This window comes from Pseudoduganella sp., from assembly GCF_041914865.1.
Classification (GTDB): domain Bacteria; phylum Pseudomonadota; class Gammaproteobacteria; order Burkholderiales; family Burkholderiaceae_D; genus Rugamonas.
On sequence record NZ_JAYSCO010000023.1, the window covers coordinates 59178 to 75419 of the forward strand.

Annotated in this window: 14 protein-coding genes; 9 read left to right on the forward strand and 5 right to left on the reverse strand. The window is 63.0% G+C overall.

Features of this window, described 5'->3' with window-relative positions:
* Positions 1–3: 3 nt before the first annotated feature.
* Positions 4–3114 (reverse strand): DEAD/DEAH box helicase, encoded by a 3111-nt coding sequence (locus ACE3TQ_RS13055; protein WP_374582661.1) that lies wholly within the window; start codon positions 3112–3114, stop codon positions 4–6.
* Positions 3115–3311: 197 nt separating this feature from the next.
* Here ACE3TQ_RS13055 and ACE3TQ_RS13060 point away from each other — a divergent pair, with 197 nt between their 5' ends.
* Entirely contained in the window at positions 3312–5660 is a 2349-nt protein-coding gene (locus ACE3TQ_RS13060; RefSeq protein WP_374582663.1) for a Tex family protein, read from the forward strand.
* 190 nt (positions 5661–5850) lie between these two features.
* On the opposite strand, the gene ACE3TQ_RS13065 is transcribed toward ACE3TQ_RS13060, so the two are convergent.
* Both ACE3TQ_RS13065 and ACE3TQ_RS13070 read right to left on the reverse strand, forming a co-directional pair.
* The gene (locus ACE3TQ_RS13065; RefSeq protein WP_374582665.1) at positions 5851–6390 is read right to left on the reverse strand and encodes a DUF2812 domain-containing protein; all 540 of its coding nucleotides are present in this window, start codon (positions 6388–6390) and stop codon (positions 5851–5853) included.
* Positions 6387–6710, reverse strand: coding sequence for a PadR family transcriptional regulator (locus tag ACE3TQ_RS13070; protein WP_374582667.1), 324 nt, complete (start codon positions 6708–6710; stop codon positions 6387–6389). The genes ACE3TQ_RS13065 and ACE3TQ_RS13070 overlap by 4 nt, the downstream gene beginning before the upstream one ends.
* A gap of 120 nt (positions 6711–6830) precedes the next feature.
* On the opposite strand from ACE3TQ_RS13070, the gene grxD reads away from it, so the two are divergent.
* Together grxD and ACE3TQ_RS13080 are read left to right on the forward strand one after the other, a co-directional pair.
* Positions 6831–7148, forward strand: coding sequence for a Grx4 family monothiol glutaredoxin (grxD, locus tag ACE3TQ_RS13075; protein WP_342118400.1), 318 nt, complete (start codon positions 6831–6833; stop codon positions 7146–7148).
* The gene (locus tag ACE3TQ_RS13080) at positions 7141–7722 is read left to right on the forward strand and encodes a UbiX family flavin prenyltransferase (RefSeq protein ID WP_374582668.1); all 582 of its coding nucleotides are present in this window, start codon (positions 7141–7143) and stop codon (positions 7720–7722) included. The genes grxD and ACE3TQ_RS13080 overlap by 8 nt, the downstream gene beginning before the upstream one ends.
* A 210-nt stretch (positions 7723–7932) precedes the next feature.
* On the opposite strand, the gene ACE3TQ_RS13085 is transcribed toward ACE3TQ_RS13080, so the two are convergent.
* On the reverse strand, positions 7933–8343 hold the full coding sequence (locus ACE3TQ_RS13085; RefSeq protein ID WP_374582669.1) for a hypothetical protein: 411 nt from the start codon (positions 8341–8343) through the stop codon (positions 7933–7935).
* A 271-nt stretch (positions 8344–8614) separates the two neighbouring features.
* On the reverse strand, positions 8615–9679 hold the full coding sequence (locus tag ACE3TQ_RS13090; protein ID WP_374582670.1) for an MBL fold metallo-hydrolase: 1065 nt from the start codon (positions 9677–9679) through the stop codon (positions 8615–8617).
* Between the two features lie 49 nt (positions 9680–9728).
* Between ACE3TQ_RS13090 and ACE3TQ_RS13095 the strand changes: the two genes are divergently transcribed.
* The 6 genes from ACE3TQ_RS13095 to ACE3TQ_RS13120 all read left to right on the forward strand — a co-directional run.
* Positions 9729–10133, forward strand: coding sequence for a MerR family DNA-binding transcriptional regulator (locus tag ACE3TQ_RS13095; RefSeq protein ID WP_374582671.1), 405 nt, complete (start codon positions 9729–9731; stop codon positions 10131–10133).
* Positions 10134–10199: 66 nt separating this feature from the next.
* Positions 10200–11384 (forward strand): isovaleryl-CoA dehydrogenase, encoded by a 1185-nt coding sequence (locus ACE3TQ_RS13100; RefSeq protein ID WP_374582672.1) that lies wholly within the window; start codon positions 10200–10202, stop codon positions 11382–11384.
* A gap of 21 nt (positions 11385–11405) precedes the next feature.
* Positions 11406–13229, forward strand: a complete 1824-nt coding sequence (gene aceK, locus ACE3TQ_RS13105; RefSeq protein WP_374582673.1) for a bifunctional isocitrate dehydrogenase kinase/phosphatase — start codon at positions 11406–11408, stop codon at positions 13227–13229.
* Positions 13222–14421 (forward strand): acetyl-CoA C-acyltransferase, encoded by a 1200-nt coding sequence (locus ACE3TQ_RS13110; protein WP_374582675.1) that lies wholly within the window; start codon positions 13222–13224, stop codon positions 14419–14421. Before aceK ends, ACE3TQ_RS13110 begins: the two co-directional genes overlap by 8 nt.
* Before the next feature lie 5 nt (positions 14422–14426).
* Positions 14427–15095: an SDR family oxidoreductase gene (locus ACE3TQ_RS13115; protein WP_374582676.1), complete on the forward strand. Its 669-nt coding sequence runs from the start codon at positions 14427–14429 to the stop codon at positions 15093–15095.
* 65 nt (positions 15096–15160) lie between these two features.
* Positions 15161–16242: acyl-CoA dehydrogenase family protein (locus ACE3TQ_RS13120; RefSeq protein ID WP_374582677.1), on the forward strand; the 1082-nt coding region annotated here is incomplete at its 3' end.

Here is a 16242-nt window from a genome sequence, read left to right on the forward strand (position 1 = left end):
GGATCAGTCCTGTAATGGGGCGAAGATCTGCTGCAGGTCTTCCTGGGTCAATGCCATCTTCTGCGACTCGCCTTCGGCCAGCACGGATTGCGCCAGGTCCGATTTCTTTTGCTGCAGCAGCTGGATCTTCTCTTCCAGCGTGCCTTTGGCGATCAGCTTGTAGACGAATACCGGCTTGTCCTGGCCGATACGCCAGGCACGGTCGGTGGCCTGGTTCTCTGCCGCCGGGTTCCACCATGGATCGTAATGGATCACGGTATCGGCCGCCGTCAGGTTCAGGCCCACCCCGCCGGCTTTCAGCGAAATCAGGAAGATCGGCACCGCGCCCTGCTGGAAGGCCGCCACCTGGGCGCCGCGGTCGCGCGTTTCGCCGGTCAGGATGGCGTACGGGATGTCGCGCGCTTCCAGCTCCTCCTCGATCAGCTCCAGCATCGAGGTGAATTGCGAGAACACCAGGATCTTGCGCTTCTCTTCCAGCAGGTCTTCGATCATCTGCATCAGGTCGATCAGCTTGGCCGAGCCGGTGGCTGCCGCTTTCTTGGTGGTCTTCACCAGGCGCGGGTCGCAGCACACCTGGCGCAGCTTGAGCAGCGCCTCCAGGATCACGATCTGCGAACGCGCCACGCCCTTGCGGTCGATCTCCTCGCGCACCTTCTGGTCCATGGCCAGGCGCACGGTCTCGTACAGGTCGCGCTGCGCGCCGCTCAGCTCCACCTTGCGCACCATCTCGGTTTTCGGTGGCAATTCCTTCGCCACGCTGTCCTTGGTACGGCGCAGCAGGAAAGGCTTGATGCGGCGGTTCAGCAGCATGCGGCGCTGCGGGTCGTCCTGGCGCTCGATCGGGTGGCGGAAGTTGCTGTTGAACGTCTTCTCGTCGCCCAGCAGGCCCGGCAGCAGGAAGTGGAACTGCGACCACAGCTCGCCCAGGTGGTTTTCCAGCGGCGTGCCGGACAGGCACAGGCGGTGCCGCGCGCGCAGCAAGCCGGCGCTCTGGGCCGCCTTGGAGCGGGTGTTCTTGATGTAATGCGACTCGTCCAGGATCACCAGGTGGAAATCATGCTCGCGCAGCTTTTCCTCGTCGCGCGGCAGCAGGGCGTAGGTGGTCAGCACCAGGTCCGATTTCGGGATTTCATCGAACAGCTCGGCGCGGTCCTTACCTTGCAGCAGCAGCACCTTCAGATCCGGCGCGAAGCGCGCCGCCTCATCCTGCCAGTTGTTCATCAGGCTGGTAGGCGCGATGACCAGGGCCGGATGATCCAGGCGGCCGGCTTCCTTCTCGACCAGGATGTGGGCCAGGGTCTGCACCGTCTTGCCCAGGCCCATATCGTCGGCCAGGATGCCGCCAAAGTTGTACTCGCGCAGGAACTGCATCCAGCTCAAGCCATCGGTCTGGTAGTCGCGCAGGGTGGCTTGCAGGCCGGCCGGGGTCGGCACGCGCTTGACCGAGGAGAACTGGTTCAGCTTGCGGCCCATCTCGCGCAGCTCCTCGCCGCCGGTCCACTGGAAGTCCACATTGCGCGCCAGTTCGTCCAGGCGCGCCGCATCCAGCGAGGACATGCGCACGGTGTGGCGGATCTTCTCGCTGAAGTACAGCTCGCCGATCGTGGCCAGGATGGGCTTGACGCGGTTCCAGGGCAGGGCGACGCGGGTGCCGTCCGGCAGCGCGGCCAGCATCTGGTCGGCATCGCCATGCACAGCCAGCGCCTTCGGGCTGAAATCGTTCGGGAAGTTGCGGATCATTTGCACCAGCACCGGCAGCAGCGGCACGCGCTCGCCGTTGACGGTGATGCCCAGCTCCAGCTCGAACCAGGCATTGCCGTTCTCGGAGGTTTCCTCCTCCACCTCGGCATACCAGTCCTCCACCGCCACCATGTCGTAGCGGTACTTCGGCGACTTCTCCACGCGCCAGCCTGCGGCCAGCAATTCCTCGATGCCGGACTCGGCAAAGCGGATCCAGTCGGCCTGGTTGGCCAGCAGCAGGCCGCCGCGCACGCTGGACAGCGGCAGCGCGGTCGGCTTGCGGAAGCCGAGCTGGGTCAGGGTCTCCAGCGCCGCCGCTTCCAGTTCCTCGTTGCGCTGGATGATTTCCGTCACCTCGCCGCGCTGGCGCACCACGCGCTGCGACGGGTCGAACGAGACACGCTCGCCATCGTAGTCATAGGACAGCACCGCATAATCGTTCCAGCGCTGCAGGGTGCCGTCGGCCAGCTGGGCCGAATCCAGCACCAGGATCGGGCGCGGCTTGACATCGGTACGCACGCGCTGCGGCAGCGGCTGCGGCAGCGGCATCAGCTGTTGCAAACCATGCGCCAGCAGCAACTGCGAAACGCGCATCTTATCGTTTGGCATCAACAGCGGCGCCTGCGCCACCAGGGCCTGCAGGTCGGCCAACGGGATGGTGGTGCCGCCCTGGTTCAGCTGCAGCTCGCCGGTGGACAGGTTGTCGATATACCACGGCGGGTCGGTCGGCAGCATGTAGTCGATCTGGTCGGCGCCGTGGTGCTTGGCACCCTCCGGCACTTCCACCTGCCAGCCCAGGCGCAGGCCCTTGCCCTCTTCGCGCCAGGCCAGGTTCGCGTTGCGCAATGGGCCCGGCTTCATCGGATACACCAGGCCGTTGCCCACGTCAGACCAGGAATTCGCCCACAGCAGCTTTTCCTGCTGCGACAGCATCTGCAGCAAGGCCGCGCCGATCTTGCCGCGCGGCTCGGTCGCACTGCCGGTCTGGGAATTGGGACCGCTGCGCATGGCCACGAAGAAGCGCACCAGGTCTTCATCGCCCGGCGCCAGGAAGGCCGGCGGGGCCGAGAGCAAGGAGAACACTTCGCTGACCGGGCTGGCCGCCGCCACATCGCCGTTCGGCTTCAGGCGCGCCTTGTACAGGCACAGCGCCACGTGGCGCCCGCCGCTGGTCGGCGCCAGCACGTAAATCAGTTTGTAGTTAGTCTGTTTCGGATCGATATCGACCGGGGCCAGTTTAGGCTTGGGATGCGCGGCTGCATCCACCCTCTGCAACCACGTCGCCACAGCATAGGGAAGCTGGTTGGGCGGAGCGGTTGGCGCAGGGGCCGGTGCGACTGGAGTTTCGCGGAGTTCGTCGCGGGTAATATCCATTGGGCGCATTCTTTTAAATCAGCGGTTCAAAAACAGCAACATGCAATATTATCCGCCTTCCACCGTTTCGTGTTTGTGAAAATCCTAACTTAGCGCAACTAGAGGACTGACGGGCAACATTAACTAATTAATAATAATCTATTCCGACGCCGTGTGGCGTTGTATGATTTCGGCCTTCACAGTTTGGAAACACCGTCATGCTGCCTTCTATCGAACAACGCCTCGCCCTTGAACTGGCTGCCAAACCGGCCCAGGTCGCCGCCGCCATCGCCCTGCTGGACGAAGGCGCCACCGTCCCGTTTATCGCCCGCTACCGCAAGGAAGCGACCGGCGGCCTGGACGACATCCAGCTGCGTACCCTGGAAGAGCGCCTGCGCTACCTGCGCGAGCTGGAAGAGCGCCGCGCCGCCATCATCGCCTCGATCACCGAGCAGGGCAAAATGACGCCGGAGCTGCTAGATGCCGTCACCCACGCGGAAGACAAGACCCGCCTGGAAGACCTCTACCTGCCCTACAAGCCGAAGCGCCGCACCAAGGCCCAGATCGCCATCGAAGCCGGCCTGGCTCCGCTGGCCGAAGGCCTGCTGGCCGACCCGACCATCAATCCGGAAACCGAAGCCGCCAAGTACCTGCGCGAAGCGTTTGAGACCGCCGACGGCAAGAATGCCGGCGTGCCGGACACCAAGGCCGCGCTGGACGGCGCCCGCCAGATCCTGATGGAACGCTTCGCGGAAGACGCCACCCTGCTGCAATCGCTGCGCGAATATGTGCAAGAGCATGGCGTAGTTGAATCCAAAGTTGTTGACGGAAAACAAGAAGAAGGCGAAAAGTTCGCCGATTACTTCGATTATTCCGAACCGCTGGCCGCCGTGCCCTCGCACCGCGCCCTGGCACTGTTGCGCGGACGCCGCGAAGGCGTGCTGGACGTGACCCTGCGCCTCGACTCGGAAGAAGAAAAACCGAAATGGGACGCCCCGCACAACCCCTGCGAAAGCCGCATTTCCGCCCGCTTCGGCATCAAGCAAGCCGGGCGCCCGGCCGACAAATGGCTGGCCGACACCGTGCGCTGGACCTGGCGCGTGAAATCCTTCATGCACCTGGAAACCGAGCTGATGGGCGCCCTGCGCGAAAAGGCCGAGCTGGACGCCATCAACGTCTTCGCTACCAATTTGAAAGCCTTGCTGCTGGCCGCCCCGGCCGGCCCGCGCGCCACCATGGGCCTCGACCCGGGCCTGCGCACCGGCGTCAAAGTGGCCGTGGTGGACGCCACCGGCAAGGTTGTGGATACCGCCACCATTTATCCACACCAGCCGCGCAATGACTGGCACGGCGCCCTGCACACCCTGTCGCAGCTGGCCGCCAAGCACGGCGTGCAGCTGGTTTCCATCGGCAACGGCACCGCCTCGCGCGAAACCGACAAGCTGGCGCAAGACCTGATCAAGCAGAACCCCGAGCTGAAGCTGACCAAGATCGTGGTATCCGAAGCCGGCGCCTCCGTGTATTCCGCCTCCGAATATGCCTCGCGCGAACTGCCCGAGCTCGACGTCTCCCTGCGCGGCGCCGTCTCGATCGCCCGCCGCCTGCAAGACCCGCTGGCCGAGCTGGTCAAGATCGACCCGAAATCGATCGGCGTCGGCCAGTACCAACACGACGTCTCGCAGACCCAGCTGGCGCGCACGCTGGACGCCGTGGTGGAAGACTGCGTGAACGCCGTCGGCGTGGATGTGAACACCGCCTCCGCCCCGCTGCTGGCGCGCGTTTCCGGCCTGTCCGCCAGCGTCGCCCAAAGCATCGTTACCTACCGCGACATGAAAGGCGCCTTCGCCTCGCGCGCCGCGCTGAAGCAGGTGCCGCGCCTGGGCGACAAGACGTTTGAACAAGCCGCCGGCTTCCTGCGCGTGATGGGCGGCGACAACCCGCTCGACGCCTCCGCCGTGCACCCGGAATCCTACCCGGTGGTGGAAAAGATCCTGGCCGACATCCAGAAAGACGTACGCGGCGTGATTGGCGAAAGCAAGCTGCTGAAGAGCCTTTCCCCGGCCAAGTATGCCGACGACAAATTCGGCGTACCGACTGTGACCGACATCATCAAGGAACTGGAGAAACCTGGCCGCGATCCCCGTCCCGAGTTCACCACCGCCACCTTCAAGGAAGGCGTGGAAGAGATCAGCGACCTGCGTCCGGACATGATTCTGGAAGGCGTGGTGACCAACGTCGCCGCCTTCGGCGCCTTCGTCGACATTGGCGTGCACCAGGACGGTTTGGTGCACATTTCCGCCCTGTCCAACAACTTCGTCAAAGACCCGCACACCGTGGTGAAAGCCGGCCAGGTAGTAAAAGTGAAGGTGCTGGAAGTCGATGTAAAGCGCAAGCGCATCGCCCTCACCATGCGCCTGAGCGACAGCGCCCCCGCCGCCGGCACGCGCCCCGAGCAACGCGGTGACCGCAACGACCGCCGCGCCATGGGCCAGCAGCAAAAGCAGCAATCGCGCGAACCCGCCCAGCAAAGTTCGATGGCCGCCGCCTTCGCCAAACTGCGCGGCTAAACCTGCCCAAACCGGTGCCACAAACCGGTGCCCAAAACCGGTGCCAGGTCTGTCATTTGGACAGCTAGCGCTAACGTTTGATCTGGCTCAATACGCCAAATCGACCTAATTTACGTATTGAGAAATATCAAAGAACCGGTGCCGGTGTCCGAATGACAGACCTGGCACCGGTTTTTGGCACCGGTTTTTTTTAGATCTCTTGCATGCGGCGCCAGATGCGGAGGCTGCCGTAGGCGCCGATGGCGAAGCAGCCGAGGCCCATGGCGATGATGCCGGCGGCGGCGATGGCGGGGCGGCCGCCAGCTGCCAGGTCGCTCCATAGACCGCGGTTGACCAGGATTAGCGGCATCAGGGGCAGCGTGGTAATGGCGAGTACACTCAGCAAGCTGCGGTATTTGTTGCGCAGCGAGGCGCGGTCGGTGAAGATTTCCGCGCGCTGGCCGGCGGGGGCTGGCTTGCTCCAGCAGAGCCAGCCGCCGGGAACGTCGCCGACCAGCTTCCAGCCGGCGTCGTCGAATAACTGGCGGTAGTCGCGCTTGCCGCCGTCGCTCTGGAAATCCCAGCGGTAGCTCATCTCGCCCGGTGCGCCGACCTCGAAACGGTGCAGCATGCCCAGCATCGAGACGCTGCGCAGGTGCAGGCCGCGGCGCGATTGCGCGGTCAGCCATTCTTCATGTTCGCGGTCTTGCCAGGCCCACCATAGCTTGCACTTCCATACGTCGTCTTTCATGCGCTCCTCCCCTTGTACAGCGCTGCCTGGCCGCTGCGAACCATGATTTCCAGCCGGCGCACCTGCTCTGCCAGTACTTCCTTGCCTAAATCGGTCAATGCGTAAATCTTGCGGCGCTCTTCTTCAGCTACCTTGACGATCAGCTTTTGCTTTTCCAGGGTGTTGAAGGCGCCGTACATCGTGCCCGGGCCAATCGTGACGCTGCCACCGCTCATGGCTTCCACTTTTTGCATGATGGCGTAGCCGTGCGAGGGCTGGTCGAGCGCGGCCAGCATGTAAAAACTCGCTTCCGACAGGGGCAGGTATTTGGAGTAGTCCATATATCGAACAACGCTATATCGAGTGTCGATATAGTCGCATCGGACATGACCTGTGTCAACTGGCAAATGCTCAAATCAAGGTAAAATGGTGGGATTCCAATCCTTAGCAGTGAGAATGCAATGAGCGACGTACAAACCTGGATCAAAGAGACCGTGACCAATACTCCGGTCGTGCTGTTCATGAAGGGCACCGCCCAGTTCCCGCAGTGCGGCTTCTCCGGCCGTGCCATCCAGATCCTGAAAGCTTGCGGCGTCGAGAACATCGCCACCGTGAACGTGCTGGACGATCCGGAAGTGCGCCAGGGCATCAAGGAATATTCGAACTGGCCGACCATCCCGCAGCTGTACATCCGCGGCGAGTTCATCGGCGGCTCCGATATCATGACCGAGATGTATGAATCCGGCGAACTGAAGGCCCTGCTGGACAACAATGGCTGATCGCCCGCAGCGGCTGGTCATTGCCATCACCGGCGCCACCGGCGCCGTGTATGGCGTGCGGCTGCTGCAACACCTGCGCAATATCCCCGGCGTCGAGACCCATCTGGTGGTCTCCGACGCGGCTGTGCTTACCCTCCACCAGGAAACCGGCCTGCAGCGCAAGGAAGTCGAGGCGCTGGCCGATGTCGTCCACAAGCAGAACAATATCGGAGCGTCCATCGCCAGCGGTTCATTCCAGGCCGACGGCATGGTGATCGCCCCGTGCTCGATGAAGACCCTGGCTTCCGTGGCGCATGGGCTGTCGGACAACCTGATCGCGCGCGCTGCCGATGTCATGCTGAAAGAGCGCCGCCGCCTGATACTGATGGTGCGCGAAACCCCGTTCAACCTGGCGCATTTGCGCAATATGACGGCGGTCACGGAAATGGGCGGCATCATCTTCCCGCCCCTGCCCAGCTTCTACCACAAGCCGCAAAGCATCGATGAAATGGTTGACCACACGGTTGCCCGCGTCATCGATTTATTCGGGCTATGTCACAATCTGGCCCCTCGCTGGAGTGGCATGAACCCTTGAAAACATGCGCCTTTTCGGGCGAATGTATCAATCTTGTTACAAAGTGGTATGGTCGTTTGTGACATGGCGGACCGCCTTGGCACCTGCGCAAAAAAGCATCGCCCGGCGCCCTTGTGCAGGGGGCCGGGCGATGTCGTGCTGAGTGAAGCCGGGAAGTACGGTGGACGGTAATCCATCCGGCTTTTACGCAGGACAAATAGTGTCGAATTGTTACTTTTGGTAGTTGATCCTGACAAGCATGCGAATAAATTCACGGGCGATTTGCTTGTGATGCTCGTCCAGCCGTTGCAAATCGGCGATCAATTTGACATCGGCCGATTCAAAACGGGCCAGGTTGCTGCCATTTGCATCCCCATTGTGCTGCTCGCCGGCGTCGCCTCCGAAGCGCAACCATTCGGCGGGAACACCTAGCCACTGCGCGATCATGCGTAGCTTTTCCTGGGTCGGAATCGCCTCTCCTACCAGCCATTTCCGGGCTGCGTGGACCGTAATCGGTCTGCCCTCGAAACGGATGTTGAACTCGCGCGCCAGCCGGGTTGGACTGTCCGGGGAGTAGTGGGCGTTTTTCAAAGCCTGCTGGAGACGCTGGCTAAAGCTTTCACGTTCGTTTGAAGAATTCATAGTTGCACTATTTCATGTCAGAACATGAATGTCAGTCTCTAGAATCATCAGACCAATTGTGACAAACACGAACTACAACAATTAACAATTGGCGCTACAGACTGCCCGATTTCGTCCTCTGCAGACCCGAATATTTTTTGGCGTAAGTGATCAAATCTAGCAGAATCTACTTGTCAGGACGACAAGCAATCGGGATGCAACTTTACTCATGAAAGTTGCGTTGCGACTACAAACCTAGGGGCGGTCTTCGTTGTCGACCGGTCGGCTGGTATTAAAGACCGACGGTAACTTTGTGCGCCTTTATGAATCGAATGATGCCGTTATCACTGGTATTACGGCGCACGATACCATCCCGCCATAGCTTGTGCAGATGGGCCAGCGCCTCGCCCAGCGCAAAGCTTAGCTGGTGGGCGTCAAGCGGGCGGCGGAACATGATTGGTACTATCTCGGCCGCCGAGCGCGGCACATCGGCGCAGGCTGCCAGCACCTCGGCCAGGCGGGCGTCGTGGTGGGCGCGCAGCTGGCTGATCCGGGTATGCAGGCCGCGGAAGGGGCGGCCGTGCGACGGCAGCACCAGCACGTCGGCCGGCAGGTTGGCGAAGCGTTGCAGCGAGTCCAGGTATTGCTGCAGCGGATTGGCTTCCGGCTCGACCGCGAACACCGACATATTGGTCGAAATGCGCGGCAGGACCATATCGCCGGATATCAGCACATTGCGTTCGGCGCAGTACAGCGCGGCATGCTCGGGCGAGTGGCCAAAGCCGGTGATCACCTGCCAGCTGCTGCCGCCGGCGGCAACCGCTTGGCCGTCCTGCAGGCGCACGTATTCGGTCGGCACAGACGGTACCAGCGAGGGGTAGTAATTCTTGCGCGAGCGCATCTTTTCCAGCATGTCGGGATCGGCCAGGCCGTGCCGTTCGAAGTGCGGCACCGCCGACGGGCCGTCGACGCCGGGCAGGCCGGCCGACATCATGCGCGCGAAGGCGTATTCGCCCGCCGTCATCCACAGCGAAACGCCGAAGCGCTGGCACAGCCAGTCGGCCAGGCCGACGTGGTCGGGATGGCAATGGGTGGCGATCACGCGCTGCAGCGGCTGGCCGGCCAATGGCCCGGCCAGCACCGCCTCCCAGGCCTGCTTGCTGGCGTCGAGCGCCACGCCGCAGTCGACCACGCTCCAGCCGCCGGCTTCGCGCAGCAGCCACAGGTTGATGTGGTCGAGGGCGAAGGGCAGCGGCAGGCGCATCCAGGCCACGCCGGGCGCGACTTCCAGGATGGTGCCGGCGGCCGGCAGGGTGTCGCCAAATGGATAGTCAAGCTGGGATTCGAGCGGATTCATAGGCTAGAATGTGGTTAACGTTACGTAAACGGAAGATCCATTGTAAGCCATGCCGACCTACACCATCACTGAACTGGCCCGCGAATTCGACATTACCCCGCGCGCGATCCGCTTTTATGAAGACCAGGGCCTCCTGGCGCCGTCGCGCGAGGGCGCCGGCGGCCGCAACCGCGTCTACACGCCGCGCGACCGCACCCGCCTCAAGCTGACCCTGCGCGGCAAGCGCATCGGCCTGTCGCTGAGCGAAATCAAGAGCCTGGTCGACATGTACGAGTCGCCCAAGGATACAGCAGCCCAGATGAACCGCTTCCTGGGCGTGCTGGCCCAGCACCGCGAGACGCTGGAGCAACAGCGCGAAGACATTGAAATGTCGCTGCAAGAGATCGCCACCCACGAAGAAGAATGCAAGCGCCTGCTGGCCGCTCTTGCCGAAAAGCAAACTACGGCTACTTGACGTTTACGTTAACGTCACTCAAGCGTATCATCAGCTTCTCAGAATTTAACCCGAATAGAGGAAGACATGCTCCATCTCCCAGGCCTGACCTTTGACCACGGCGTGGACTTCGCCGCCCTGCGCGAAGGGGTACAACAGTTTGCCGCCGCCGAAATCGCCCGGCGCGCCGCCGAAATCGACCGCACCGACCAGTTCCCGATGGACCTGTGGCGCAAGATGGGCGAACTGGGCCTGCTGGGCATCACCGTCGGCGAGGAATACGGCGGCTCCAATATGGGCTACCTGGCCCACATCATCGCGATGGAAGAGATTTCGCGCGCTTCCGCTTCGGTCGGCCTGTCCTACGGCGCCCACTCCAACCTGTGCGTCAACCAGATCAAGCGCAACGGCACCGAAGAGCAGAAGCGCAAATACCTGCCGAAGCTGATCTCCGGCGAGCACGTGGGCGCACTGGCCATGTCCGAGCCGAACGCCGGTTCCGACGTGGTGTCGATGAAGCTGCGCGCCGACTTCAAGGGCGACCGCTGGGTGCTGAACGGCACCAAGATGTGGATCACCAACGGCCCGGACGCCGACACCCTGGTGGTGTACGCCAAGAACGACCTGGAAGCCGGCCCGCGCGGCATGACCGCCTTCCTGATCGAAAAGGGCTTCAAGGGCTTCTCCATCGCCCAGAAGCTGGACAAGCTGGGCATGCGCGGCTCGCACACTGGCGAACTGGTGTTCGAAGACTGCGAAGTGCCGGCCGAAAACGTGCTGGGCGGCCTGGGCAAGGGCGTCAACGTGCTGATGTCCGGTCTGGACTTCGAGCGCACCGTGCTGTCCGGCGGCCCGCTGGGCATCATGTCGGCCTGTATGGATGCCGTGGTGCCTTACATCCACGACCGCAAGCAGTTCGGCCAGCCGATCGGCGAATTCCAGCTGATGCAAGGCAAGCTGGCGGACATGTACTCCACCATGATGGCCTGCCGCGCCTACGTCTACGCCGTAGGCCAGGCCTGCGACCGCGCCACCACCCCGGAACAGGTGCGCGCGCTGCGCAAGGACGCCGCCGGCGCCATCCTGTACTCGGCCGAGAAGGCGACCTGGATGGCCGGCGAGGCGATCCAGACCCTGGGCGGCAACGGCTACATCAACGAGTACCCGGTGGGCCGCCTGTGGCGCGACGCCAAGCTGTACGAAATCGGCGCCGGCACCAGCGAAATCCGCCGCATGCTGATCGGCCGCGAACTGTTCGCCGAAACCAAGTAAGAAGCACGCCGCAAGGCCGCCATGATCCACGCCGCCTTCCCCAAGCTGCTGTCGTCGCAGATCGCGTTCGACATCGCGCGCACCATCCGCGAGGGGTTCGACAAGCACTACCGCCTGTTCCGGCAGGCGGCGCAGGCGGCCAAGCGGCATTTCGAGCAGGGCGACTGGGCGGTGGCCCAGGTCGCCGCGCGCGAACGGATCGATTTCTACGACAAGCGCGTGCAGGAATGCGTGCAGATGCTGGAGGACGAGTACGACCCGTCCGAGCTGACCGATGAAGTGTGGCGCGAACTGAAGCTGCACTACATCGGCATGCTGACCAACCACAAGCAGCCGGAGCTGGCCGAGACCTTCTTCAACTCGGTCTGCTGCAATATGCTGCACCGCTCCTACTTCAACAACGAATTCATCTTCGTGCGGCCGGTGCTCTCCACCGAGTACATCGAAACCGAGGAAGCGGCGCCGATCTACCGCGTCTACTACCCGGCCAAGGACGGCCTGACCTTCACGCTCAAGCGCATCGTCACCAACTTCCAGCTGGCCACGCCTTTCGCCAACCTGTCGCGCGATATCGGCCTGGTGGAGGAACGCCTGGCCAGCCTGTTCGGCGAGCTGGAACCGAATGCGCAAGTCCAGGTGCTGGCCAGCCTGTTCTACCGCAACAAAGGCGCCTACATCGTCGGCAAGGCCGTCAACGGCAGCCGCGAACTGCCGTTCGTGATCCCCATCCTGCACAACAAGAACAAGCAGCTGGTGCTGGATGCGATCCTGACCGAGGACGAGCATATCGTCACCCTGTTCTCGTTCACGCGCGCCTACTTCATGGTCGACATGGAAGTACCGTCGGCCTACGTGCAGTTCCTGCGCAACCTGATGCCGCGCAAGCCGCGCAGCGAGATCTACACCATCCTCGGCCTGCAGAAGCAGGGCAAGAACGCCTTCTACCGCGACTACCTGCAGCACCTGAAGCATTCGTCCGACCTGTTCACGATTGCGCCCGGCATCCGCGGCCTGGTGATGCTGGTGTTCGCGCTGCCGTCCTTCCCCTATGTGTTCAAGGTGATCAAGGACTTCTACCCGGCGCCGAAGGAAACCACGCGCGAACAGATCAAGGGCAAGTACCTGCTGGTGAAGCACCACGACCGCGTGGGCCGCATGGCCGACACGCTGGAGTACTCCAACGTGGCCTTCCCGCGCCACCGCTTCTCCGACGAATTGGTGAAGGAGCTGATGCACTTCGCACCCTCGCTGGTTGAAGAGGACGGCGAGCAGATCGTGATCAGGCACCTTTACATCGAACGGCGCATGGTGCCGCTGAATATCTGGCTGTCGCACGCCGACGAAGTGGGCGACGACGCGGCGCTGGAGCACGGCATCGTCGAATACGGCAACGCCATCAAAGACCTGGTGGCGGCCAATATCTTCCCGGGTGACATGCTGTACAAGAACTTCGGCGTCACCCGTCATAAACGTGTCGTTTTCTACGACTACGATGAAATCGAATACATCACGGACTGCAATTTCCGTGTGATTCCGGCGCCGCGTAACGAGGAGGACGAAATGTCCGCCGAGCCGTGGTACCCGATCGGCAAGCACGACGTGTTCCCCGAGCAGTTTGGCAACTTCCTGCTGGGGAACGCGAAAATCCGAAATTACTTTATGAAGCACCACGCCGATCTGCTGACCCAGTCCTGGTGGGCTGGCAAGAAAGAGCGGATCGCCAGTGGCGTCATCGAGGACGTGTTCCCGTATCCCCAACACGTCCGCTTCTGCAACCAAAGCTTGCCGCCAACGGCGGCGGCACCCCTGACACCATCCCTTTTGGAGACCTTTGAAAATGAATGACCCTATCGTAATCGTCGGCGCAGCCCGCACCCCAATGGGCGCCTTCCAGGGCGACTTTTCCAGCCTGAGCGCAAATGACCTGGGCGCCGTAGCCATCAAGGCCGCCGTCGAACGCGCCGGCATCAAGCCGGAAGCGGTGGAACACGTCTACTTCGGCAACTGCCTGATGGCAGGCCAGGGCCAGGCTCCTGCGCGCCAGGCCGCCATCAAGGCCGGCCTGCCGGTATCGGCCGGCGCCGTGACCCTGTCCAAGATGTGCGGCTCCGCCATGCAGGCAGCCATCTTCGCCTACGACACCATCGCCGCCGGCTCCGCCGACGTAATCGTGGCCGGCGGCATGGAGTCCATGACCAACGCCCCCTACCTGATCCCCAAGGCACGCGGCGGCTACCGCATCGGCCACGGCATGATGTTCGACCACATGATGTACGACGGCCTGGAAGACGCCTACACCCGCGACGCCAAGACCGGCCAGGGCCGCTCCATGGGCACCTTCGCCGAGCAGTGCTCGACCGCCTACAAATTCACCCGCGAAGCGCAGGACAACTTCGCCATTGAATCGGTCAAGCGCGCGCAAGCGGCGCAAGCCTCTGGCGCCTTCGCCTGGGAAATCACCCCGGTGACCGTATCCGGCCGCGCCGGCGACGTGGTGATTGACAAGGACGAAGGCCCGCTGAAAGCCAAGATCGAAAAGATCCCGGCCCTGAAGCCAGCCTTCGCCAAGGACGGCACCATCACCGCCGCCTCCTCCTCCTCGATCAACGACGGCGCCGCAGCCCTGGTGCTGATGCGCGAATCGACCGCCAAGAAGCTGGGCGCCAACGTGATCGCCAAGATCACCGGCCACGCCACCAACTCCCTGGTGCCGGAGCAGTTCACCACCGCTCCAGTGGGCGCGATCCAGAAGCTGCTGGCCAAGACCGGCTGGAAAGTCAGCGACGTTGACCTGTTCGAGATCAACGAAGCCTTCGCCGCCGTACCGATGGCCGCGATGCACGACCTGGACATCCCGCACAACAAGGTGAACGTGCACGGCGGCGCCTGCGCCCTGGGCCACCCGATCGGCGCCACCGGCGCGCGCATCATCACCACCCTGATCGGCGCGCTGAAAGCCAAGGGCGGCAAGAAAGGCGTAGCGGCACTGTGCATCGGCGGCGGCGAAGCCACCGCCATGGGCATCGAGCTGGTGTAAGCACGATGGCGCTGGCACTCGTAATCGGCGCCTCGCGCGGCATCGGCCTGGAACTGGTGCGCCAGTACCTGGCCGACGGCTGGCGCGTGATCGCCACGGCCCGCAAGAAAGAAGATGTCGCCATGCTGGCCGAGATGGGTGCCGAAGCCCACAAGCTGGATGTAACGAATGTGGAAGCGGTCGCCGGCATGGGCTGGAAACTGGATGGCGAAGAGCTGGACGTCGCCATCCTCAACGCCGGCATTTATGGCCCGCGCAGCGACGGCTTCCCGATGCAGACCGACTTCGACGCCGTAATGCACACCAATGTACTGGGCGCGATGCGGCTGCTGCCGATCCTCGCCCCGCTGGTGTGCGCCGCGCGCGGCAAGCTGGCCGTGATGTCCTCTCGCATGGGTTCCCTGAGCGAGCGCAATGGCTCCTCAGGCTCGCTATACCGCGCCAGCAAGGCCGCGCTGAACTCCGTGCTGATCGACACCGCGCACCAGTTCGCCAACAAAGGCGCGACTTTCGTCGCCCTGCACCCGGGCTGGGTCCGCACCGACATGGGAGGCAACTCCGCCACGCTATCGGTCGAAGAAAGCGCCACCGGCATCCGCCGCGTGCTCGCCGACCTCCCACCCTCCGAACAACCCGTCTACCGAGACTACGACGGCACCAATATCGGCTGGTAACATTTGTCCACTTTGGGGTCAGGAACAAAAGTGGACATTTGTTGCAGCAAAGCAGAAAGATAAAAATGATCCTTAAAGAAGAACACGAGATGATCCGCGACGCGCTGCGTGCGTTTTCGCAGGAACGCCTGGCGCCCAATGCGGCGCGCTGGGACAAGGAGCACCACTTCCCGAAAGAAGAGCTGAAAGAGCTGGCGGCGCTGGGCGCCTTCGGCGTGGCGGTACCGGAAGAATTGGGCGGCGCGGGCCTGGATTACGTCTCGCTCGCATTGGTGCTGGAGGAAATCGCGGCCGGCGATGGCGGCACCTCCACCGTGATCTCGGTGAACAACTGCCCGGTGTGCAGCATCGGCATGATGTACGCCAACGAGCAGCAGAAGCAGCAGTGGCTGCGCCCATTGGCGCAAGGCGAGATGCTGGGCGCCTTCGCCCTGACCGAGCCGCACACCGGCAGCGATGCCGCCGCCCTGCGCACCACCGCCACCCGCGATGGCGACGACTACATCATCAACGGCACCAAGCAGTTCATCACCTCCGGCAAGCATGCCGACGTGGCGATCGTATTCGCGGTGACCGACAAAGCGGCCGGCAAGAAGGGCATCAGCGCCTTCTGGGTGCCGACCAAGACCCCGGGCTATATCGTGGCCGGCATCGAGCACAAGATGGGCCAGCATTCCTCCGACACGGCGCAGATACTGTTCGAAAACTGCCGCGTGCCGGCGGCGAACATGATCGGCGAACCGGGCCAGGGCTACAAGATCGCCCTGTCCGGCCTGGAAGGCGGCCGCATCGGCATCGCCTCGCAATCGGTCGGCATGGCGCGCTCCGCGTTCGAGGCCGCGCTGAAGTACGCCCGCGAACGCGAATCCTTCGGCAAGCCGATCTTCGAGCACCAGTCGGTGCAGTTCAAGCTGTCGGAAATGGCGATGCAGCTGGAAGCCGCGCGCCAGTTGATCTGGCACGCCGCCTCGCTGAAGGACGCCGGCCAGCCCTGCCTGAAGGAAGCCGCCATGGCCAAGCTGTTCGCCTCCGAAATGGCGGAACGCGTCTGCTCCGACGCGATCCAGATCCACGGCGGCTACGGCTACACCGCCGACTTCCCGGTCGAGCGCATCTACCGCGACGTGCGCGTGTGCCAGATCTACGA